We start from the raw sequence: 19,720 nt of genomic DNA, 5'->3' as shown, positions 1-19,720 counted from the left end.
CGGGTCAGCCGGGCGGCCCCGACGGCGTGGACGGGGCCACCCGGCTGCCGCACCCGGCGACGGAGCTCTCCAGCTCGCGCTGCAGCGGCTGGAGGCGGTCGAGGATCTCCCGCAGTGCGGTCGGGTCGAGCGCCCCGATGGCCTGCACGGCCGCCTCCAGCTCCTGGAGCACCTGCGTCCCGGCCGCCCCGGCGGCCAGGCACGGCTCGGGGGCGTCCGGGTCCGGTGCGGCGTCGGCCGTCGGCGGGGCGCTCGGGGGAGCCGTCTCCACCGCGGCCACCGAGCTCTCCCGGCTCGTCCCGCCACCCACGACGTAGCCGACCGCCAGCCCGACGACGAGGGCGAGCACCGCCGCGGCGACGGCGAGCAGCGGCCTGCGCCTGCGGTCCTGGCCGGTGAGTTCCGGATCGTCGTAGTCACCCATGGTCGTCCATCGTCGTCTCCTCGTGCTGGTGGGTCACGCCACCGTGAACGTGATGCTGTGCAGGCCGGTGGAGCCGTCGGGGCCCGGGTTGATCGGGCCGACGCGCTCCGCGGTCTGGGTGTAGCCGGACCGGTCGGTCGCCCGGACCGTGACGGTGTGCAGGCCCGGGTCGAGGGTGCGCCGGGCGCGCCACATCCGCCAGGTGTCCACGTTGACCGCGACGCCGAGCTCGGCGTCCTCCCACGGCCCCTCGTCGACGCTGATCTCGACGCGCTCGATGCCGATCGTCTGCGCCCACGAGATGCCCGCGAAGGTCACCTCGCCGGCGGGGACCTGCTCGAACGGGCCGGGCGCGTCGATGCGGGAGGAGGTCTTGATCGTGACGATGCCCTCGGGGTCGCCGTCCCAGCCGCGCTGCTCCCAGTAGGGGTCGACGTCGAACGTCGTGAGCTCCAGCTCGGTGACCCACTTGGTCGCGCTGACGTAGCCGTAGAGGCCGGGGATGACGGTGCGCATGGGGAACCCGTGCTCGGGCAGCAGCGGCTCGCCGTTCATGCCGATGGCGAGCATCGCGCGGTCCTCGGCCTGGAGCACCCGGCGCAGCGGGGTGCCGATGGTGAACCCGTCGACGGAGCGCCCGATCAGCTGGGTGGCCTCGGGCCGGACGCCGGCCTCGAGCAGGAGGTCGGTGAGCGGGACGCCGATGAACGCGGCGGTGGAGACGTAGGGGCCGCCGACGTAGTTGGACACGCAGGTCATCGTGATCGGGCGCTCGACGAGCCGGTGGGCGCGGACGTCGTCGTAGGTGAGCTCGATCTCGCGGTCGACCAGGCCGGTGATCCGCAGCCGGGCGTCCTCGGCGCGGAGCTGGGGCACGGTGAGGTTGACGTCGACGCGGTAGAACTCGGCGGCCGGGGTGAGGAAGGTGGGGGTGCCCAGCTCGGGGAAGGCGGCCCCGGCCGGGATCGGCGGGGAGGGTGCGGCGGGGACGAGCGGGCCGACGGCGGCGCGGGAGGCGGCGACGTCGACGCGGCGCGACAGCAGCTCGCCGCCCACGCCCATCAGCGCGGCTCCGGCGGCGACGCTGCCGGAGGCGACGAGGAACTCGCGGCGGGGGACCCCCCGTCGACGGTCCGGGGTGGGGTCGCGGTGCGTGCTGCGGGCCAGGGCGTGCAGTCCCCAGAAGGCCCCGACCCCGGCCAGGAGGGAGGCGAGCGGGGCCAGCAGCGTGGGCCCCGAGGTGCCGGCCTGCTCGGCCACGGCCAGCAGGCCGAGCCCGCCCAGCAGCCCGACGATCACGAGGCCGGGGACGGGCGAGCGCCGCGACAGGAGCCCGGCGGCCACCGCGACGAGCGCGATGACCACCGCCATCCCGATCAGCAGGGCGAGCTTGTCGTTCGTGCCGAACTGCTGCACGGCGAAGTTCTTCACCGGGGTCGGGGTGCGGTCGATCGCGGCGTTGCCGACGGCGAGGAACGGCGAGGCGGACGGGCTCAGCAGCAGGCCGGCGACGAGGTGGCCGGCGGCGAGGGCCATGGCCACGGCGAGGAACCCCACGAACGCGGACTGCGCGACGCCGAGACGGGTGGAGGGCATGTCAGCTCCTGGATCGGGTGCGCGGACGGCCCGGACCGGGCCGCCCGCGCGGGCACGTGATCGGATCGGCGGCTGGGGGCATCAGCACCGTGTCGACCACGAGGTCGGGATGTCGCCGCTGTCGCGGCCGGCGTCACCTGCTGGCGGGCTTCAGCTCCCGGATGGCGAGCTCGGCCTCGTCGGCGATCTCGGTGACGGCCAGCACGTCGTAGCGCTCGGCGCGGACCGAGGAGATCGAGGAGAAGTCGCGGCGCCCGCCGCTCGCCAGGTGCGCGACCAGCCCGAGTACCAGCCCGATGACCCCGCCGACGACCACGCCGAACAGCGCCATCACCAGCGAGGACACCAGGGGTTGGGCGATGTTGAAGAGGCCGAGCAGCCAGCCGATCAGGGCGCCGGTGAGCGCGCCGCTGGTGAGCCCCGACGCGGCCGCGCGGGCGAGGCCGCGGCGCCCGGTGATCTGCTCGAAGGACTGCAGGTTGGCGCCGACGATCGCCAGTCCGCCGACCGGGAAGTGCTGGTCGGCCAGCGCGTCGACGACCCGCTGGGCGTCGGCGTAGTCGGGGTAGGAGGCCACGATCTTGCTGGGGTTCTGCACGAGTGCTCCTGGAGGTCGGGTCGGGCTCGTCGGCGTCTCGGGCGGGAGGAGCGGTTCGGTGCGCTCACCCTCCTGGGTACCCGCGACGGCGGGCCATCCGGTCACAACGACGCAACGATTGCGCACCCGGGTGCTCAGCGGGGTGCGACGTCGGGACCGGTCTCCAGGAACGACGGGTCCTCCTCCTCGCCGTCGCGGGCGCGGGGCGGCAGGACCTGCGGGTTCTCCACCCCGACCTCCAGCCGGACCTCGCCCGCGTTCTCGAAGGTGAACACCACCGGGTAGGTCAGTCCGGCCCGCAGCGGGGTGGTCAGACCCACCAGCGCGATGTCGACGGAGCTGGTGCCGGGCCGCTCGATCGACGCGACCGGCTGGTCGTAGCCCGCGGTGAGGACCTGCCCGTCCGGGATGGCGGCGTCGCCCACGATCCGGCCGCCGGCCGCGACCGGGCTGGACACCGCCACCAGCCGGTCGCCGTCGTCGAGGCCGTCGGACTTCTCGTTGACGATCGTGACCTGCAGCGCCGCGTCGGAGCCTGCCGGGTACACGAGGCCCCCGGGCACGGGGTCGGACCAGGCGAACTGCGCGTTGCGGACCATCAGCGACCCCGCCGACCCCGCCGACCCTCCCGAGGCGGTCACCTGGTTCGCGGTCGCCGCCTCCTGCCCGGCCCCGCAGCCGCTGAGCGCCAACACACACGCCGCGCCGAGCAGCGTGGCCCTCGTCCCGAGCATCCGGTCTCCTCCTGTGATCGTCGTCGATGGTGCATACTCGCAACCGTTGCGTGGTACTCGGACTCATGAACTCCACTCCCCGGCCCCGACCGTCCATGCGCGCCGTGACGGCAGGCACCGTCGCCGTTCTCTGCGCCGCCGTCCTCGGGGCCTGCTCGACCCAGGAGACCGCGGGCCCGGAGAGCGGGGTGACCATCGAGGAGATCCAGGAGCCGCAGAACTTCTACGAGGGGGAGTACCTCGGGCAGCGGGTCACCGTCAGCGCGGAGGTGACCGACGTCCTGGACCCGAGCAGCTTCGAGCTCGCCGGGCAGGAGTACGGCGAGGACAGCCTGCTCGTGCAGACGGCGGCGCCGACCGAGGTGCGGCAGGGCGAGGTCGTCCGGGTGGTCGGCACGGTCGGGCAGTACCACCGCTTCGCCGAGTCGGAGGGCGTGCCGCCGGTGCAGTACGACATGTACGAGGAGTACGAGACCGAGGCCTACCTCTACGACGCCACGATCGAGGAGATCGGGGCCTGAGGGCGGTCATCCGACGCCTTCGGGCCGCAGCACCTCGTCGACGACGAACACCGTCCCGTTGGTCGCGCGGATGTTCCCGCAGAGCACCGAGGCGCCGGCCCGCTCGCCGATCACCAGCGACGCCGGGTCGCCGCTGACGACGAGCGGCTCCCCGCCGAGCGTCCCGACGGCCTCCACCGTGGCCAGCGCGTCCGCGTCGTAGCGGCCGGTGACGACGTGCCCGCTCAGCACGTCGTCGAGCACGTCGGTCTGCTGCCACCGGGGCACCGTGCCGGCGGGGAGCGCCTCGAACGCGGCGTCGGTCGGGGCGAACACGGTGAGCTCGGCCGCGGGATCGGCGAGTGCGTCGCGGAGCCCGGTGACCCGCAGGCCGCCGGCCAGCGTGGACAGCAGCGGGTCCGCTCCCCCCGCCGACGCCTCGACCAGGTCGGCGACCGTGCCCGGGAACGTCGCTCCCTCGATCGGGACCCGCGCGCAGACCGGCCCGTAGACGCCCGGCCCGACGTCCCGGTCGGCCGGGACGGTGTCGCCTGCGCAGCCGGTCAGGAGTGCGGCCAGGGCGGTCGCCGAGGCGAGCCGGGTGAGCCGGGAACGGCCGGACTGCGTCATCGGGGTCTCCTCGTCGTCGGGTCGTTCATGCCGGTGAGCCCGTCGCTGCGGTGAAGCGCCGTGCCGCGTCGTCGAGGTCGATCAACGCCTGGCCCTCGGCCGCCAGGTCGCCCGCCGCCTTCGCGGCGCGCAGCCGTTCCAGCGCGGCCGAGACGTCGGCCGCGGCCGCCCGCGCGGTCGGGTCGACCGGGCCGGGCGCCGTCGGGGACTCGGCGACGGTCCCCGCGCCGGCGCCCGCCGCCTCGTCGAGCGCCTCGGCGAGCGTCGGCGCGTACCCGACCCGGTCGCCGTAGAGCACCAGCACCCGGTTGAGCTGGGGGAACGAGTCGTCGTCCGCGGTGGTGGTCCGCTCCACGTAGACGGGCTCGACGTGCAGCAGGGTGCCGTCGCCCGTCGGGAGCGTCAGCAGGTTGCCGAACTGCACGTTGGTCGCGGTGGCCTGCAGCAGGTTCCGCTCCTCGCTCACCTCCGCCGAGGAGCGGAACCGCGTCTGGACCTGCTGCGGGCCCAGCGTCTGGGCGTCGCCGGGCAGCCGCAGCACCCGGATGTCGCCGTAGCTCGCCGGTGCGGAGCTGACCGACATGTGGGCGGCGAGGAACTGCCGGCGCAGCCCCACCAGCGGGCTGGTGAGCTGGAACCGCGCCGGGCCCTCGGCGGCCGGCGGCCCGGCCAGCACGTAGTGCGGGGGCTGCCGGGGGACCTCGCCGGGCCCGGGCTCCGCCGGGGTCGGGATGAGCGGCGCCGGGGCCTGCTCCACCGTCGGGTCGGCGGGGACGTCCCAGAAGTCGCTCGTGGAGAAGAACAGCTGCGGGTCGTCCACGTGGTAAGGGGTGATCAGGTCGCGCTGGACGTCGAACAGGTCCTGGGGGTAGCGGAAGTGCGCGCGCAGCTCGTCGCTGATCTCCGAGGCGGGCCGGACGGTGCCGGGAAAGGCGGCCGACCAGGCCTGCAGCACCGGGTCGGCCGGGTCGACCGCGTAGAGCGTGACGGTGCCGTCGTAGGCGTCGACGGTGGCCTTGACCGAGTCGCGGACGTAGCCGACCCGCTCCGTGCCCAGGCTCGCCTGCTCGGCGTAGGGGTAGCGGTCCAGCGTGGTGTAGCCGTCGACGATCCAGGTGATCCGGCCGTCGACCACCGCCGGGTACGGGTCGCCGTCGACGGTGAGCCAGGGTGCGGCCGCCTCGACCCGCTCCAGCGGGTGCTGGCGCATCAGGACCGTCGACCCGGCGCCGACCGCCTCGTTGAACAGGATGTTGCGCTCACCGAAGTGGGCGGCGAAGGCCAGCCGCCGCAGCCAGCCGCCGATCGGGACGCCGCCGGAGCCGTCGTAGGTGAACTCGGTGCCGTCCAGCTCGAACTCGCGCGCCGGGTCACCGGGGTCGCCGCCGACGATGACGTAGCTGTCGATCAGCTCGCCGTAGTAGACGCGGGGCTGGGCGACGGGGATCTCGCCGTCGCCGGTGGTGTCGCTGACGGTGAACACCGGGTAGCCGCTCGACGTCGCGACCCCGCCGGGTGTGGCGTCGACGCGGTCGGCCCGGGCGGCGACGAACCCGTCGCCGTGGGTGTAGCGCAGGTGCTGGTTGATCCAGCTGCGCTGGTTGCCCGCCAGGGACGCGGTCTCCAGCTCCCGCAGCGCGACGACGTAGCCCTGCAGCTCGCCGTCGATGCGGTAGCGGTCGACGTCGAGCTCGGCCGGGAACCCGTAGAAGTTCTCGCGCTGCTGGAGCTGGGTGAAGGTCTGCTCGAGCAGCGTGGGGTCGAGCAGCCGGATGTTGGAGACGGTGGCGGACTCGGCCGCGAGCCGGGCGGGCGTCGTCTCGCCCGTGCCCGAGTAGTCGACGTAGGAGACCCGGTCGTCGGTGATGCCGTACGCGGCCCGCGTGGCCTCGATGTTGCGACCGATCGACAGGGCCTCGCGCTGGTCGGCGTTGGGGTTCACCGAGAACTGCTGCAGCAGCGCGGGCCAGACCGCGCCGACCAGGACCGAGGAGACCACCAGCAGGGCCGTGGCGATCACCGGGAGGCGCAGGTCCCGGCGCAGCGCACCACCGAGGAACGTGAGCGCGCAGATCACGGCGATCCCGGTGAGCACGAGCTTGGCGGGCAGCACCGCGTACAGGTCGGTGTAGGTGGCGCCGGTGAACAGCTCGTTGCGCTGCGAGTACAGCAGCTCGTAGCGGTCGAGGAACAGCTCCGCGGCGAGCAGGAGCACGACGGTGGCGGCGAGGACCGCGAGGTGTGCGGTGGCCGCGGGCGTCATCCGCACTCCCCGCCCGCCGGCTACGAGCCCGCCGAGCGCGAGGTGCATGAGAGCCGCGCCGAGCAGGGACAGGACGGTCGCGACCAGGGCCCAGCCGAGGACGAGGTGGTAGAAGGGCAGGTCGAAGACGTGGAAGCCGATGTCGAGGCCGAACTCCGGATCGGTGACGCCGAAGGCGCCGCCGTGCAGGAACAGCTGCGTGGTGCGCCAGTCGCCCTGCGCCGCCAGCCCGGCGAGGACGCCCACGGCGGACGGCACCGCCGCGCGGATCACCCACGGCCTGCGGGTGATCAGGGTGTGCAGCTCGGCGACCGGGCCGGCGACGTCCGCCGGGAGCACCGGCGGGCGGAACCGCAGGGCGACTGCGACGGTCCCCGCCAGCAGCCCCCCGACGAGCGCGCCCGCGACGAGGAACTGGGCCGCCCGGGTCAGCAGCACCGTCACCAGCAGGTCGCGGTAGTCGAGCGCGTCGAACCAGAGCCAGTCGACGTAGGTCCCCAGCACGGTCGATCCGGCCAGGGACACGAGCACGGCGCCGGCGACCGCGATGCCGATCCAGCGCCGGCGCGGGAGGCCGCGGGCCGCGGTGGGGGGCCGGTCGGTCACGTGGGACTCCGTTCGTCGAGGTGCAGGGTTCGTCGGGGGAGGGTTCGTCGGGGGAGGGTTCGTCCGGGATGCGTATTTGCAACGATTGCGCCAACACGGACGTTCCGCGACTCCGACGCCGCTGGATGACGATTGTCGTCACATCACCGTCCTCGGGGGACCGCCTGCCGCGTCGCCGGTACAGGCCCCGCATGCGCCGGACCTCGCGCGACGGCCCGGTCATGCCGTTCCTCGAGCCGGTGGGCCGGTTCCGGACGGCGATCATGGATCGGGATTGATCTCGCGGCCCCCGGGTACGCCGAACCCATGAACCTTCACCACGTCCGCCGCGGAAGCGGCGAGCCACTTCTGCTCGTGCACGGACTCGGTGGGTCGTGGCGCTCATGGGGGTCGGTGTTCGACGGGCTGGCCGCCCACCGCGAGGTGATCGCGGTGGACCTGCCCGGCTTCGGCGAGTCCCCGCTACCTCCCGGGGAGCTGTCGATCGCCACGCTCACCGAGGCGGTCGCGGGTTTCGTCGCCGAGCAGGACCTCGACGGCGTCGACCTGGTCGGGCAGTCGATGGGCGGGCGGATCGTGCTGGAGCTGGCCCGGCGCGGCATCGGCGGGGACGTGGTCGCCCTCGACCCCGGGGGCTTCTGGCCCGACCGCGAGGTCGCGGTGTTCCGCACGAGCCTGGGGGCCTCGATCGGGCTGCTGCGCCGGTTGCGTCCGATGCTGCCTGCGCTCGTCGGCAACCCGGTGACCCGCAGCGCGCTGCTCGCGCAGCTCTCCCCGCGGCCCTGGGCGCTGAAACCGGCCGACGTGCTGCCCGACCTGTACGGCCTGGCCGACGCGCCCGGCACCGACCCGGCGTTCACCGCACTGGTCCGCGGGCCCCGGCAGGAGGGTGCCGCGGCCGGGACGGTCCGGGGCAGGGTCACGCTCGGCTGGGGCCGGCGGGACCGGGTGACGTTCCCCGGGCAGGCCAGGCGCGCGGCTGCCCTGTTCCCGGACGCGCACCTGCACTGGTTCGACCGGTGCGGGCACTTCCCGCAGTGGGACGCCCCGAAGGACACCCTCGACCTGGTGCTCGCCCGCACCTGACCGGCCCGGCCTCCGGCTCCGGCCGGCTGCACTAGCGTGGACCGGTGCCGTTCCTGCTCCACCGCCTCTGGACGCTGGTCAACACGACCCTGCACGGGTGGCGGCTCCCGCTCGTCGTCGCCGTGCTGGTCTTCGCCGTGGGCTGGTTCGGGATGTGGCTGGCCGAACCGGCCAACGCGATCGTGGAGCCGGCGAACTACTGGTGGTGGTTCCTGGTCTCGGCCTCGACGGTCGGCTACGGGGACCTCTACCCCGAGACCGCGTGGGGCCATGCCGTCGGTGGGTTCGTCATCGTCGGCGGGATCGTCACCCTGACGATCCTGTTCACCCGGCTGGCGTCGTTCCTGCAGTCCGTGAGGGGAAAGCGTGTGAAGGGTCTGTCCCAGCTCGACGTCCGCGAGCACGTGGTCATCATCGGCTACCTGGCCGGGCGCACCGAGCGCATGGTCGGCGAGCTCAGCGTCGAGCAGGCCCACCCGCTGGTGCTGTGCGCGTGGGACGAGGTGACGGAGAACCCGATGGCCGAGCTGGCGCAGGTCCAGTTCGTGCGCGGCGACCCGACGTCGACCGACGTGATGACCCGGGCCTGCGTGGCGCGGGCCCGCACGGTGATCATCGACGGCCGCGACGACAACGAGTCGCTGGCGATCGCGCTGGCCGTCGACCACACCCGCCCCGACCTGCACATCGTGGTGGCGCTGCGGGAGATGACGCGGCGCGAGCAGCTGCGCTACGTCAACCCGGCGATCCAGTGCGTGCAGTGGTACGTGCCGAACCTGGTCACCGAGGAGGCGCTCGACCCCGGCATCTCGCAGGTCTACGCCGATCTCATGACCGGCGGCACCGGCGGCAACACCTATTCCGCGGCGCTCCCGGCCGGGGTGGCGGGGCAGACGTTCGGGGAGCTGCAGACGCGGTTCGGCCGCCGGTTCGGTGCGACGCTGATCGCCGTGCGCACCGCCGGTCGGGTGGTGGTGAGCCCGCCGTGGGACGCCGGGGTCGACGACGGTGCCACGGTCTACTACCTCGGGCGGGAACGCATCGAGCCCTCCGAGCTCGCGGCGATGGGGCGTGCTGACGACCTGCGCCGCTGATGTGCATGTTCGCAACGGTTGCGTGGTACTCGTGGAGTGTCCGCCGGCCGGGCGGTCAGCGGCAGGAGATCGAAGGAGCACGATGAACCGAGCGCGTCTGCAGCACGTGGCAACCGAGTTCCGGCGGCTGCACCAGGGGATCGGCGTGCTCGGCGGGGTGACGTTCTTCGTCGGCAGCATCCTGTTCCTCTACGACGGCCTCCTGCAGCACGCCGCGGTGTGGCTGTTCATCGTCGGCTCGGCGGGCATGCTGGTCGGGAACGTCGGATCCGCACTGATCACCTACGAGCGCCGCGAGCTCGGGGACTCGTCGAGGAGCGGCGCCTGAGCGGTCCGTACACGATCGTCGAGCGGCCGGCAGGCGTGATTCCCAGTTGCGCTGATCATGACGGCGAGCGCCCGCGACGCACGTCGTGTCCCGCCCCGGTTGGGCCCCGTCCGCCGATGTCCCGGGCCGGCCGGGCCCGGAGCAGGCGCCCCGCGAGGATCGCCGCCGAGCCGGTGAACAGCACCCCGGTGACGAGCAGCCAGCGGCCGAGGTAGACCTCGGCGGGCAGGGCGGTGACCGCGGTGTAGAAGCCGCTGAGCTGGAAGATCAGCGGGAACCAGACGAGCAGCAGCAGGCCGGAGAGCAGCACCGGCACCCGCAGGTGGTTGATCCACAGGGTGGGAGCGGGCGCGCGGCGGCGCAGGACGGCCTGCGCCGACCGGTCGGCCAGCGTGTAGAGGGGGAACAGCACGAGGTCGTGGGCGACGACGGCCGCGGTGAACCAGATGGCGACGGCGAGCGGACGGGCGTCGAGCAGGCGCACCCCGGCGTAGGCGGCCAGGGCGAAGCAGCCGACCATGGCGAGCAGGTGCACCGGTCCGGCGCCGTAGCGGGTCCTCATCGGAAGCTCAACCGGGTGACCCACTTGGTGTTGTGCACGCCGGGGTTGGCCGGGACGATCACCCGGGCCGGGAACCCGTGGTCGGGCGAGAGGTCCACCCCGTTCACGCGCAGCGCGAGCAGGGATGCCGGGTCGAGGATCTGGTTGCGGCGCAGGCTCGCCGCGGCGAACGCCCCGCCCTGCTCGACCGACTCGACGCGCACCATGGCCGCGTCGCCCGCCCCGGCCAGGTCGGCGAGGTCGGCGAGCCGCACCCCGGTCCAGGACTGGTCGGTCGTGGACCAGCCCTCGACGCAGGCGATCGGCAGCTGCGCGTCGTGCTGGGGGAGGGCGAGCAGCTCGGCGCGGTCGAGCAGCACCGGCGCCCCCGGCCCGCGCAGCTCCAGCCGCCAGGCCGGGCCCGTCGCGGCCGCGGTGATCCCGGCCGAGGCGGCCGTCTTGTTGATCTGGAAGTCGTTCGGGCCGTCGCCGAGCACCTGGCCGCGGGGGGCGAGCAGCGCGGTGTGGCGCAGCGGGCCGCCGAGGCTCTGCCCGGCGGTCAGGGCCAGCAGCACACCCGAGCCCGCCCCGACCAGGCCGAGCGCGCCGCGCCGGGAGATCGTGGCCGGGCCCGGGTCGGGGGCCACCAGGTCGTGGAGGTCGGGCGGCTCGGGCCGGGTCCGCGCGGTGCCGGTGCGCAGCTCGGCGCGCCGGCTGTGCGAGCGCAGCGCCCGGATCATCAGCGGCAGCCGGAGCGCGACGTGCGCGGCGAGCGCGGCGATGAACACCCACGCGCCGTAGAGGTGCAGTGCGTAGAACGAGCCCGGGAACGCGTACCAGTACTGGATGTTCATGATGCCGGTGGCGAGCTCGAAGATCACCGATCCGACCAGCAGGAACAGGCTGGCCCGGTCCAGCGCCTGGGCGAGGGAGCGCGCGGGCGGCCAGACGAACAGCTTCGGGAGCACCGACCACAGCTTGGCCAGCACCACCGGGACCGTCGCGATGCCGAGCGTCACGTGCACGCCCTGGTTGAGCCGGTAGAGCCAGACCGGCCGGGTGGGCCAGTCGAACAGGTAGAAGCCCAGCAGCCCGCGCCCGGGTGTCAGGTCGTTGCCCGGCAGGTCCGGGTTGTAGGCGGCGTAGGAGAGAAGGCCGGTCAGGAACAGCACCGGCATCGCGACGAGCAGGACCAGGCCGAGCACGGCGGTGAACCAGGGTCCGCGCAGCGGGCTGCGCCACCGGCCGGGCCCGTGGGTCATGCTCGGGTGCTACCCGCTCGACCGGCCGCCCACACCACCGCCGGCGACCCCGAGCAGCGCGGCGGCGTAGTGGGCGTAGAGGGCGTCCTCGAAGGCGCGGTCGATCTCCTGGACCCCCGGCGGCAGCGGGGGAGCGGTCTCGACGACCGGCGTGGGCAGCGCGACCAGGAGGCGCCGGTCGGCGGTCAGCTCGGCACGACACAGCGGCACGAGACGCCGGTCCGGGACCGACGCCCACACCGGCCGCCCGAAGTCGGCGTCGACGTGGACTCCCGTGACCGGCCCGATCCGCGAGCCGTCCCGGTACCAGGCCGTGGCGCCGAGCAGGTCCTCGCTCCGCAGCTCCCGCATCCGGAAGACGGTAGGCGCGTCCGCCGCTGATCGCCCGTGCGGAGACCGATCGTGACGGCGATCCTCACGGCCGCTGCTCCTCCGCGTCCACGCGCTCGACGTCAGCGACATCCCGAGCCGCAGCGCCGCGCCCAGCGCCAGTGCCCAGTCGGCGATCGCGGGGATGCTGGTGGCCCGGTCCAGCAGGCGCGCTCCGCGACCGGCTCCCCGGCCGGGCCCGCGGAGCCGGTCGCACAGCTCGGGGTCGAGGGCGTGCGTCTGCCGTTCGATGTCGGCGAGTGCCCGCCGGTCCCGGTCGCTGATCACGTCCGCGCGCCGTTCGAGCGCCGCGACGACCACAGGCCCGCCCCGGCCAGCCCGCCCAGGGCGGCGGCCCCGGCGCCGAGTCCGAGGCCGAGCGCGGTCCAGCCCGCCGACATCCGCAGCGCGTCCACCACCTGCGCCGGATCGACCGGGACGGCGTTCCCGGCCGGCGCCGAGGTCTGGACCAGGATGTTCGCCAGCGGGCCCAGCGCGGCCGAGCCGCCGACCAGGGTGAGGCCGAGGATGAGCACCACGCTCAGCGCCCAGACGAGCACCCCCTGCAGGACCCCGTCACCAGCACGGCTCCACATCGTGCTCGCCGCCGCGGTCAGCCCGCCGACGAGGAACGCGATCAGCCCGAGCACGCCGCTGACGATCGCCGCGGCCGTGGCGCTGCCGCCCGCGTCGTAGCCGAGGTCGAGCCACCCGAGCGCGAAGAACAGCAGCTGGAGCACGATGAAGGTGGTCAGCACCACCACCGCCCCGGCCCAGATCGGGCCCCACCGGACGCGGTCGCGGCCGGTGTCGTCCGGTGGTGCGATCGCGCCGCCGGCCGGGGTCGGGGTCTCCACGGGGGCCGGTCCGGGCGTGCGGGGGGCCCCGGTGTCGCCGTTGGTGGCGAGCGGGCCGGTCGTGCGGGTGGTGGGGTCGGGTCCGGTCATGACGGCCTCCTCGTCGGTGTGTCCTGTCGACACCGGCTACCCGTGACGCGGCCGCTCCATGACCGATCCGGCGCACGTGACGGAAACCGTCACGGGCGCCGGGCGACGCGACCGGGGGCCGCGTGCACACGATCGTTGCATCGGCGGGGCTCCCGTGACGACCGCGTGACGGTCCCGTCGGATCGTGCTGTCCCCGCCCCGCCCCGGGTAGCCGGAGGTCAGCCGCCGCTCGGCGGACCGCTTCGTCCAGGAGGATCACCCATGTTCACCACCCGCACGCGCGGCCTCGCCGGCCGCGCCGCACTCGCCGGCATCGCGGCGACGTCCGCACTGTTGCTCACCGCGTGCGGCGACACCGCAGGCTCCGAGGCCGGTGCCGACGTGGCGGACATCCAGCAGGAGCCCGTCGTCGACGACGCCGGCGTGTTCGACACTCCCGACTACGCCGACCCGATGTCGTTCGTCGGACAGACGGTCACCGTGAGTGCCGAGGTGAACGATCTCATCTCCACGCAGGCGTTCACCATCGCCGGGACGCTGCAGACCGGCGCCGACGAGCTGCTCATCGTGGGTGCGGAACCGGCCGCGGCGATCACCGAGGACTCGGCCGTCGAGGTGACCGGCACCGTGATGGAGCGCTTCGACGTACCGGGAGCCGAGGCGTTCGCCGGCACCGACCTCGACGACGGCCTGTTCACCGACTACGACGGCGAGCCCTACATCCAGGCCGAGACGATCGAGCTGCTCCCGGCCACGGGCTGACAGGCGGCCGGAACTCGAGACGTTCCGCAGGTGGCGGGCGGGGCGCCGGAGCGCTCCCGCCCCTACCGGGGCGCGACCGAGTCGAGGTCGCCGCGCCGCAGCGGCCCGGCGGTCGGCCCCGCATCGGTCAGCACGGTGAGCGGCCGTCCGTCGAGCTGCACCTGCACGAGGTCGACGCCGAGCGCCTCGGTCGCCGTCCACACCAGCTGCGCGACGGCAGGCAACCGGTCACCTTCCGGCAGCAGCATCACATCCGCGTCGACCTCCAGGACCGTTGTCAACCCCTCCGTCCGGGCGACGCGGACCGCCGTGGGTCGGTCCGGCAGCGCGCTGCGCAGCCCGGCGGCCGCCTCCCCCGGGGTCGGGCCGGCCGCGAGCAGCGCCAGTGCGACCTCCGGTGCGGGGCGCGCCCGCCGGATCACCGGCGCCAGCCGCCGGTCCCGGACGAGGTAGATCCGCACCGCCGCGGTCCCGTCCGGGTCCGGTCGTACCCGGCCGGCGGGGATGTCCAGGGGTACCGGCACCGGCTCCCGCTGCGCGCGTGCCGCGCAGCCGGGCAGGACGAGCAGCGGCGCGAACAGCACGCTGCGCCTGCCCACCGCCCGCCTGCCCACCGCCCGCCTGCTCACGGCGTCCGCCGCAGGGGCAGGCACACCGTGAAGCGGGCCCCGCCCCGCGGGCTGTCCCCCGCGGTGACGGTGCCGCCCATGAGCTCGACGTGCCGGCGGACCAGGGCGAGACCCAGCCCGGAACTCCCACCGGCGGTACGCGGCGTCGACGCCGCCCTGGCGAACCGTTCGAAGATCCGCTCGCGCTCGGCCACCGGAACCCCCGGGCCGGCGTCGCCGACGAGTATCCGCACGTGGCCGTCCCGGACGTCGACGGTGACCGCGGTCAGGCCGCGGCCGTGCCGGTCGGCGTTCTCCACCAGGTTGACCACGACGCGTTCCAGCCGGCGCTTGTCGGCGTCCACGCCGGCGTGCTCGGCCCCGGCCGCCACGCGCAGGACGGCGCGCCGGGCCGGTGGGAGGCTGCGCTCGACCAGTTCCGCGGGCCGGACGGTCTCGAGCAGCAGGCCGGCGCGGCCCGCGTCGTCGGGCCGGGAGATCTCCAGCAGGTCGGCGACCAGCCGCTCGAAGCGGTCGATCTCCACGCGCAGGAGGTCGACGCCCTCCGCGGCGTCGGGGGGCAGCCGGTCGCGCCCGCTCTGCACCAGGTCGACGGCGCCGAGCATCGTGGTCAGCGGGCTGCGCAGCTCGTGGCTGACGTCCGCGGCGAACCGCGCGTCCCGGGCGACCCGGCGTTGCAGCGCGGCGGTGTTGCGGTTGAACGAGGTGGCGAGCTCGACGAGATCGGGGTCGTCGCCGGGGTCGATCCGGGCGCCGAGGTCCCCGCGGGCCACGGCCGACGCCGTCGCGGACAGCGCCCGCAGCGGGCGCAGGGCCCGGCGCGTGGCCCACCGGCCGAGCAGCATCCCGAACGGCGGGGCGCCCAGCGCGGCGACGGCCATGGCGACCGCCAGCGCCTCGAAGTTGCGGTCGAGGTCCTCCAGCGCGAACACCTCGAAGTACGCGCCGTTCCCGCCTTCGAGCGGCACCCCGACGGCGAGCCGGAGGTCGCCGTTCACCTCGGTGCGCTGCCGCGCGGCCTCCCCGGCGCCGACGCGCTGCACCAGCGTCGCGGGCAGCTGCTCGGGACCGCTGAGCAGCGAGGTGGTGAACCACTCCTCGCCGTAGTACAGCAGCGAGATCGACCCGGCGGGCCGCGGCAGCGCGATGAGCAGTTCCGGCACCGGGACGGCGGCCGCGCTCAGCCCGCGCTCCAGGCGCAGCGCGTTGGCCGTGGTCTGGGCCCAGCGTGAGCTCCTGGCGCTGCACGAGCAGGTACTGCGACACCCCCCAGAGCACCGCCGCGCCCATCGTCACCGCCAGGACCAGCGCGACCGCCCCGAACGCCACCGTGGTCCGGCCCACCAGGCTGCGCCACCACCGCTCGGGCCGCCACCGCTCGGGCCGCCACCGCGCGGGCCGCCACCGCTCGGGCCACCACCGAGCCCGCGGGGCGTTCACGTCTGCAGCCGGTAGCCCAGCCCCCGTGCCGTCAACACGATCTCCGGGCGTCCGGGGTCGGCCTCGATCCGCCGCCGGAGCCGTCCGATGTGGACGTCGACCGGCCTGCTGTCGCCGAAGTAGCCGTGCCCCCAGACGCGCTCCAGCAGCTCCGCGCGGCTGCAGACCCGACCGGGAGCGGCGGCGAGCTCGCAGAGGATCCGGAACTCGGTCCGGGTCAGGTGCAGCGGCCGGCCCCCACGCAGGACCACGCCGTCGCGCGGGGCTATCTCCAGGTCGCCCGCCCGCACGCGGTGGCGCACCTGGGCTCCCTGCGCGCGGCGCAGCAGCGCCCGGATGCGGGCGGAGAGCTCCGGCACCATGAACGGCTTGCTGACGTAGTCGTCCGCACCGGCCTCCAGCCCGCGGACCACGTCGTGGCTGTCCGCCCGGGCCGTGACCATGATGATCGGGATGTCGCTGTCGCGGCGGACGCCGTGGCACACCGCGAACCCGTCGCAGCCCGGCAGCATGACGTCCACGCACACGACGTCGAACGACCGGTCGCCCAGCATCGCCAGGCCGTCCTCGCCGGTCGGGGCCTCGGCCACGTCGAAACCGTCCTTGGCCAGGCCGAGCTGGACCACCCGGCGGATCCGCAGGTCGTCCTCGATGAGCAGCACGGAGGGTTGCACAGCAGTGGTGTCCCCCGGGGCCGCCGGTTCTAAGCAGTCGATCACCGAAAATGTGCGTAACTGCAATGATTGCGATGTATCCTTGGGTCCCAAAACAGAGGAGCTGACCATGACCAGCGCAGCAACCGGTAACGGCCACGACCGGGAGTTCACCTTCTGGCGCGACCACACCACGACCGCCCTGCAGCCCGTCGCCGCCCCCTCGATCCTGGGCCTGTACGGCTTCGCGGCGGCCACGTCCATCGTGGCGGCCAACCTCGCGGGTTGGTACGGCGACGACACCGTCACCCCGCTCGTCCTGTTCCCCTTCGCACTGGCCTTCGGCGGGATCGCCCAGCTGCTGGCCGGCATGTGGGCCTACCGGGCCCGCGACGGGCTGGCCACCGCCATGCACGGCATGTGGGGCTCGTTCTGGATCGCCTACGGCCTCTACCAGCTGCTGATCGCGCTGGACGTGCTGCCCGCCACGACCGACCCGGCGGCGGCCGTCGCGTTCGGCTTCTGGTTCGTCGCGCTGGCCGCGATCACGTGGGTGGGCGCGGCCGCGGCCATGGCCGAGAACGCCGCGCTCACCGCGGTGCTCGTGACCCTGGCCGCCGGGGCGACGCTGCTGGCCGTCGGGTCGATCGCGGCAGCCGGCGTCGCGGAGACGATCGGTGCCTACGTCCTGATCGCCTCGGCCGTGTTGGCCTTCTACACGGCGAGCGCGATGATGCTCCGGGGCACGTTCAAGCGGGTCGTGCTGCCCGTCGGGGAGCGCGGCGCGCCGCAGGCACCCGGGGCCACGCCGCGGCACCCGATCCAGTACGCGGCGGGCGAGCCCGGCGTCAAGATCGGCCAGTGACGGCCGGTACGCTCACCACCCCGCCCACCCGGTGCGCGGGGTCGCGGCCGGATCAGACGGACGGTCCGCGCCGGTCGAGGTCCGCCGGGGTGCGCTCGTGCAGCAGCGGCGACCGGGCCAGCGCGACGGCGCAGCCCGCGACCAGTGCGAACCCGGCGAGCGCCCCGACCAGCCATCCGCCGGTGCGGACTGTCAAGCACCGGGTTTGATGGAGGCTGGGTTGTCACGCGTCGGCGGTCGGCCGGGCGCAGGTCTGGGTGGTGTGTAGTGCCTCGTACTCGACCGGCGGGACGAGCCCCAGCTCGCCGTGAAGCCGACGGTGGTTGTACCAGTCGACGTACTCGGCGACCGCGATCTCCAGGTCGTTGATCCCGTGCCACGGCCCCTTGTTCCGAACCAGCTCGGCCTTGAACAACGAGTTCAACGCCTCGGCCATCGCGTTATCGTAGGAATCACCGACCGATCCGACTGAAGCGACCGCCTCAACCTCGGCCAGCCGTTCCGAATAGCGCACCGCTGTGTATTGCACGCCGCGGTCCGAGTGGTGAATGAGAGCGGACACGTCGACCCCGGCGTGCTGATGGGTCCAGATGCCCATGTTCAACGCGTCGAGCGCGAGGTCGGTGTAGAGATTCGTGGACAACTGCCAGCCCACGATCCGCCGCGAGAACACATCGAGCACGAACGAGGTGTACACCCATCCGGAGAACGTTCGGACGTAGGTGATGTCGGCGACCCACAACTGATTCGGAGCGGTCGCTGTGAACTCGCGGTCAACCAGGTCAGGCCGGGTGTCCGGGCCGGGTCCGCGACGAGTCGTGGTCGGTGCCTTCACCCGCGACACCCCGCGCAGACCAGCGGTCTTCATCAGCCGGCCGACCGTGCACCGGGCCGCGTGTCGACCACCGACCCCGCCCTCGCGGCCGAGTTGCGCCCACACCTTCACGACTCCGTACACGCCGTAGTTCTCCTTGTGTACTCGCCGGATCTCGGTGAGCGTTTCCGCATCGGTGATCGACCGCAGTGAGGGTGGGCGGGTCTTGTTCGCGTAGTAGGTGCTCGGAGCGATCTGCACGTCGGCATCTTTCAATACCGCACAGATCGGCTCGACTCCGAACTCGTCCCTGTTTTTGTCGATGTAGTCGACGACTACCTTTGTGGGCGGTCGAGCTCCGCCGCGAAGAAAGCCGATGCGGACTTCAGGATCGCGTTGGCCCGCCGCAACTCGCGGACCTCTCTTTCCAGTTCCGCGAGTCGAGCTGCGTCATCGGTCGTCGTACCCGGCCGGATGCCCTGATCGATCTCGGCCCGGGCGACCCAGCCGCGTAAGGTCTCCGCGCTGATCCCCAACTGCTCGCCGATCCGTCGGCACGCGCCCTTGCCGCTGCTACCCGGCTGGGACCGGGCGTCGAGCACGAGCCGGATGGCCCGCTCCCGCAGCTCATCGGGGTACTTCCTCGGCGCTGCCATCGTTCCTTGCTCCTCCTGGGTTGATGGTCTCCATCAAACCCGGTGCGAGACAGCCGAGTCCCGACGCGGGCGAGAACCCCATCGAGCGGCCCGGCGGCCTGCATGCCCTCCGTCGGGGTGCGAAACGCGCCTCGATCCATCGGACATCGTCTCCTCCACATTCGGCGTGCCTCTTCGCCTCGGCTTTCAGGGCCGCCGTTTCGTGCCTCGACGGGATCCGGTTCGTGCGTGGTCAGGTCTCTCCGGTGATCTGCGTGCCTCGGCGCATCGCGGCGGGGTCTTCGTCGCGGATCTGCTCGATGAACGCAGCGTCGTCGCGTTCGATGTTCTCGGCCTCGTCCAGCACCCGGGACACGCTGCCCGCAGGGATGATCACCGCACCGGCGGAGTCGGCATAGGCGTAGTCGCCGGGGCTGACCAACACCCCGCCGAGCTCGACCGCGACGTTGGCCGCGAACGGCATCACGGTGTCGCCGCCCCAGCGGGTGGCCTCGCCTGCGCACCAGGTGGCGAAGTCGTATCCGGCGAGCTCGCCGAAGTCCCGCAGACGCCCGTCGGTCAACACCCCGGCCAGGCCGTGGTTGTGCAGCCGGGACAGCTTGGTGCCTCCGCCATGCGAGACGTCCGGGTAGCCGCCGGCCGACAGCACCAGCACCGCACCGGGCGGGGCGTCGGCCACCGCCTGGTAGAACAGCGGCCCGAATCCCAATCCCGACTCGGGTAGATCGTCGCGGTAGGGCACGAACGCAACGGTGACCACCGGTCCGAACAGCACCCGTGTGGGATCCGGGCTGACCAGCGGACCCAGATGCGCCCGATGCCGGTGAGAGCGCCCCATCGCATCTACCAGCGATGCGCAGCCCAACTGCCGGACCCGCACGGCCGGATCGTTCTCCATCACATTCAACCCGTTCTCCTCGGTG

The 19,720-nt window shown here is 73.5% G+C and carries 22 protein-coding genes, 1 pseudogene and 1 other annotated feature; of the genes and pseudogenes, 6 read left to right on the top strand and 17 right to left on the bottom strand.

Annotation, left to right across the window (positions count from 1 at the left end; all coding sequences use genetic code 11):
• Positions 1-4 precede the first annotated feature (4 nt).
• From H6H00_RS01275 to H6H00_RS01260, 4 genes are all read right to left on the bottom strand, one after another.
• The gene (locus tag H6H00_RS01275; RefSeq protein ID WP_185719563.1) at positions 5-424 is read right to left on the bottom strand and encodes a hypothetical protein; all 420 of its coding nucleotides are present in this window, start codon (positions 422-424) and stop codon (positions 5-7) included.
• Between the two features lie 33 nt (positions 425-457).
• Positions 458-2,020, bottom strand: coding sequence for a molybdopterin-dependent oxidoreductase (locus H6H00_RS01270; protein ID WP_185719562.1), 1,563 nt, complete (start codon positions 2,018-2,020; stop codon positions 458-460).
• 133 nt (positions 2,021-2,153) lie between these two features.
• Positions 2,154-2,618: a YflT domain-containing protein gene (locus tag H6H00_RS01265; RefSeq protein ID WP_221775754.1), complete on the bottom strand. Its 465-nt coding sequence runs from the start codon at positions 2,616-2,618 to the stop codon at positions 2,154-2,156.
• A 134-nt stretch (positions 2,619-2,752) separates the two neighbouring features.
• On the bottom strand, positions 2,753-3,352 hold the full coding sequence (locus H6H00_RS01260; RefSeq protein WP_185719561.1) for a copper chaperone PCu(A)C domain-containing protein: 600 nt from the start codon (positions 3,350-3,352) through the stop codon (positions 2,753-2,755).
• Positions 3,353-3,456: 104 nt separating this feature from the next.
• Here H6H00_RS01260 and H6H00_RS01255 point away from each other — a divergent pair, with 104 nt between their 5' ends.
• A complete protein-coding gene (locus tag H6H00_RS01255) occupies positions 3,457-3,873 on the top strand; it encodes a hypothetical protein (RefSeq protein ID WP_185719560.1) in 417 nt (138 codons plus the stop codon).
• Positions 3,874-3,879: 6 nt separating this feature from the next.
• Here H6H00_RS01255 and H6H00_RS01250 read toward each other — a convergent pair whose 3' ends face one another.
• Both H6H00_RS01250 and H6H00_RS01245 read right to left on the bottom strand, forming a co-directional pair.
• Positions 3,880-4,482 carry a fasciclin domain-containing protein gene (locus tag H6H00_RS01250; RefSeq protein ID WP_185719559.1) on the bottom strand — a complete coding sequence of 201 codons (603 nt, stop codon included), beginning with the start codon at positions 4,480-4,482 and terminating at the stop codon, positions 3,880-3,882.
• A gap of 25 nt (positions 4,483-4,507) precedes the next feature.
• Entirely contained in the window at positions 4,508-7,351 is a 2,844-nt protein-coding gene (locus H6H00_RS01245) for a UPF0182 family membrane protein (RefSeq protein WP_185719558.1), read from the bottom strand.
• Positions 7,352-7,657: 306 nt separating this feature from the next.
• On the opposite strand from H6H00_RS01245, the gene H6H00_RS01240 reads away from it, so the two are divergent.
• From H6H00_RS01240 to H6H00_RS01230, 3 genes are all read left to right on the top strand, one after another.
• Positions 7,658-8,437 carry an alpha/beta fold hydrolase gene (locus tag H6H00_RS01240; protein ID WP_185719557.1) on the top strand — a complete coding sequence of 260 codons (780 nt, stop codon included), beginning with the start codon at positions 7,658-7,660 and terminating at the stop codon, positions 8,435-8,437.
• 44 nt (positions 8,438-8,481) lie between these two features.
• Positions 8,482-9,531, top strand: coding sequence for an ion channel (locus H6H00_RS01235; RefSeq protein WP_185719556.1), 1,050 nt, complete (start codon positions 8,482-8,484; stop codon positions 9,529-9,531).
• 82 nt (positions 9,532-9,613) lie between these two features.
• Positions 9,614-9,859 (top strand): YrhK family protein, encoded by a 246-nt coding sequence (locus H6H00_RS01230; protein WP_185719555.1) that lies wholly within the window; start codon positions 9,614-9,616, stop codon positions 9,857-9,859.
• A 55-nt stretch (positions 9,860-9,914) separates the two neighbouring features.
• Here the strand turns inward: H6H00_RS01230 and H6H00_RS01225 are convergent, their stop codons facing one another.
• The 5 genes and pseudogenes from H6H00_RS01225 to H6H00_RS01210 form a co-directional block, all read right to left on the bottom strand.
• The gene (locus H6H00_RS01225; protein WP_185719554.1) at positions 9,915-10,421 is read right to left on the bottom strand and encodes a hypothetical protein; all 507 of its coding nucleotides are present in this window, start codon (positions 10,419-10,421) and stop codon (positions 9,915-9,917) included.
• A complete protein-coding gene (locus H6H00_RS01220; protein ID WP_185719553.1) occupies positions 10,418-11,662 on the bottom strand; it encodes a molybdopterin-dependent oxidoreductase in 1,245 nt (414 codons plus the stop codon). The genes H6H00_RS01225 and H6H00_RS01220 overlap by 4 nt, the downstream gene beginning before the upstream one ends.
• A 9-nt stretch (positions 11,663-11,671) precedes the next feature.
• Entirely contained in the window at positions 11,672-12,013 is a 342-nt protein-coding gene (locus tag H6H00_RS32075; protein WP_255425516.1) for a hypothetical protein, read from the bottom strand.
• Positions 12,014-12,142: 129 nt separating this feature from the next.
• Positions 12,143-12,319, bottom strand: a pseudogene (locus H6H00_RS32735) (DUF3040 domain-containing protein); the annotation flags it as partial.
• Positions 12,316-12,978, bottom strand: a complete 663-nt coding sequence (locus tag H6H00_RS01210) for a permease (RefSeq protein ID WP_185719551.1) — start codon at positions 12,976-12,978, stop codon at positions 12,316-12,318. The pseudogene H6H00_RS32735 and the gene H6H00_RS01210, both read right to left, overlap by 4 nt.
• Positions 12,979-13,239: 261 nt before the next feature.
• Here H6H00_RS01210 and H6H00_RS01205 point away from each other — a divergent pair, with 261 nt between their 5' ends.
• A complete protein-coding gene (locus tag H6H00_RS01205; RefSeq protein ID WP_221775753.1) occupies positions 13,240-13,740 on the top strand; it encodes a hypothetical protein in 501 nt (166 codons plus the stop codon).
• Positions 13,741-13,802: 62 nt separating this feature from the next.
• Here H6H00_RS01205 and H6H00_RS01200 read toward each other — a convergent pair whose 3' ends face one another.
• The 3 genes from H6H00_RS01200 to H6H00_RS01190 form a co-directional block, all read right to left on the bottom strand.
• Positions 13,803-14,369: a GerMN domain-containing protein gene (locus tag H6H00_RS01200; protein ID WP_185719550.1), complete on the bottom strand. Its 567-nt coding sequence runs from the start codon at positions 14,367-14,369 to the stop codon at positions 13,803-13,805.
• Positions 14,366-15,532: a sensor histidine kinase gene (locus H6H00_RS01195; RefSeq protein ID WP_185719549.1), complete on the bottom strand. Its 1,167-nt coding sequence runs from the start codon at positions 15,530-15,532 to the stop codon at positions 14,366-14,368. The genes H6H00_RS01200 and H6H00_RS01195 overlap by 4 nt, the downstream gene beginning before the upstream one ends.
• A gap of 273 nt (positions 15,533-15,805) precedes the next feature.
• Positions 15,806-16,471: a response regulator gene (locus H6H00_RS01190; RefSeq protein ID WP_255425515.1), complete on the bottom strand. Its 666-nt coding sequence runs from the start codon at positions 16,469-16,471 to the stop codon at positions 15,806-15,808.
• A 121-nt stretch (positions 16,472-16,592) separates the two neighbouring features.
• Between H6H00_RS01190 and H6H00_RS01185 the strand changes: the two genes are divergently transcribed.
• On the top strand, positions 16,593-17,327 hold the full coding sequence (locus H6H00_RS01185) for an acetate uptake transporter (protein WP_185719547.1): 735 nt from the start codon (positions 16,593-16,595) through the stop codon (positions 17,325-17,327).
• A gap of 52 nt (positions 17,328-17,379) precedes the next feature.
• Here H6H00_RS01185 and H6H00_RS01180 read toward each other — a convergent pair whose 3' ends face one another.
• The 3 genes from H6H00_RS01180 to H6H00_RS01170 form a co-directional block, all read right to left on the bottom strand.
• Complete coding sequence (locus H6H00_RS01180) at positions 17,380-17,523, bottom strand: hypothetical protein (RefSeq protein ID WP_185719546.1); 144 nt, start codon at positions 17,521-17,523, stop codon at positions 17,380-17,382.
• 27 nt (positions 17,524-17,550) lie between these two features.
• Positions 17,551-18,797, bottom strand: a protein-coding gene (locus tag H6H00_RS01175) for an IS3 family transposase (RefSeq protein WP_255425514.1) whose coding sequence is annotated in 2 segments (ribosomal slippage) — positions 17,551-18,515 and positions 18,515-18,797 — 1,248 coding nt in all. Because the reading frame shifts where the segments join, the coding sequence is not laid out codon by codon here.
• Positions 18,388-18,516: a sequence feature (AL1L pseudoknot), on the bottom strand. Its footprint overlaps the gene before it by 129 nt.
• A 232-nt stretch (positions 18,798-19,029) precedes the next feature.
• Positions 19,030-19,695 carry an RraA family protein gene (locus tag H6H00_RS01170; RefSeq protein WP_185722076.1) on the bottom strand — a complete coding sequence of 222 codons (666 nt, stop codon included), beginning with the start codon at positions 19,693-19,695 and terminating at the stop codon, positions 19,030-19,032.
• Between the last annotated feature and the right edge of the window lie 25 nt (positions 19,696-19,720).

The sequence above is a fragment of the Pseudonocardia petroleophila genome, from assembly GCF_014235185.1.
GTDB lineage: Bacteria > Actinomycetota > Actinomycetes > Mycobacteriales > Pseudonocardiaceae > Pseudonocardia > Pseudonocardia petroleophila.
Note: the sequence above shows the minus strand (reverse complement) of the source record. Positions and strands in the feature narration are given on the sequence as shown.

What these genes read in the sequence shown, in the direction of transcription:
- H6H00_RS32075 (WP_255425516.1), bottom strand. Translation starts at nt 12,013, where the DNA reads ATGCGGGAGCTGCGGAGCGAGGACCTGCTCGGCGCCACGGCCTGGTAC.
- H6H00_RS01260 (WP_185719561.1), bottom strand. Translation starts at nt 3,352, where the DNA reads ATGCTCGGGACGAGGGCCACGCTGCTCGGCGCGGCGTGTGTGTTGGCG.
- H6H00_RS01220 (WP_185719553.1), bottom strand. Translation starts at nt 11,662, where the DNA reads ATGACCCACGGGCCCGGCCGGTGGCGCAGCCCGCTGCGCGGACCCTGG.
- H6H00_RS01205 (WP_221775753.1), top strand. Translation starts at nt 13,240, where the DNA reads ATGTTCACCACCCGCACGCGCGGCCTCGCCGGCCGCGCCGCACTCGCC.
- H6H00_RS01240 (WP_185719557.1), top strand. Translation starts at nt 7,658, where the DNA reads ATGAACCTTCACCACGTCCGCCGCGGAAGCGGCGAGCCACTTCTGCTC.
- H6H00_RS01270 (WP_185719562.1), bottom strand. Translation starts at nt 2,020, where the DNA reads ATGCCCTCCACCCGTCTCGGCGTCGCGCAGTCCGCGTTCGTGGGGTTC.
- H6H00_RS01250 (WP_185719559.1), bottom strand. Translation starts at nt 4,482, where the DNA reads ATGACGCAGTCCGGCCGTTCCCGGCTCACCCGGCTCGCCTCGGCGACC.
- H6H00_RS01185 (WP_185719547.1), top strand. Translation starts at nt 16,593, where the DNA reads ATGACCAGCGCAGCAACCGGTAACGGCCACGACCGGGAGTTCACCTTC.
- H6H00_RS01225 (WP_185719554.1), bottom strand. Translation starts at nt 10,421, where the DNA reads ATGAGGACCCGCTACGGCGCCGGACCGGTGCACCTGCTCGCCATGGTC.
- H6H00_RS01275 (WP_185719563.1), bottom strand. Translation starts at nt 424, where the DNA reads ATGGGTGACTACGACGATCCGGAACTCACCGGCCAGGACCGCAGGCGC.
- H6H00_RS01210 (WP_185719551.1), bottom strand. Translation starts at nt 12,978, where the DNA reads ATGACCGGACCCGACCCCACCACCCGCACGACCGGCCCGCTCGCCACC.
- H6H00_RS01170 (WP_185722076.1), bottom strand. Translation starts at nt 19,695, where the DNA reads ATGGAGAACGATCCGGCCGTGCGGGTCCGGCAGTTGGGCTGCGCATCG.
- H6H00_RS01230 (WP_185719555.1), top strand. Translation starts at nt 9,614, where the DNA reads ATGAACCGAGCGCGTCTGCAGCACGTGGCAACCGAGTTCCGGCGGCTG.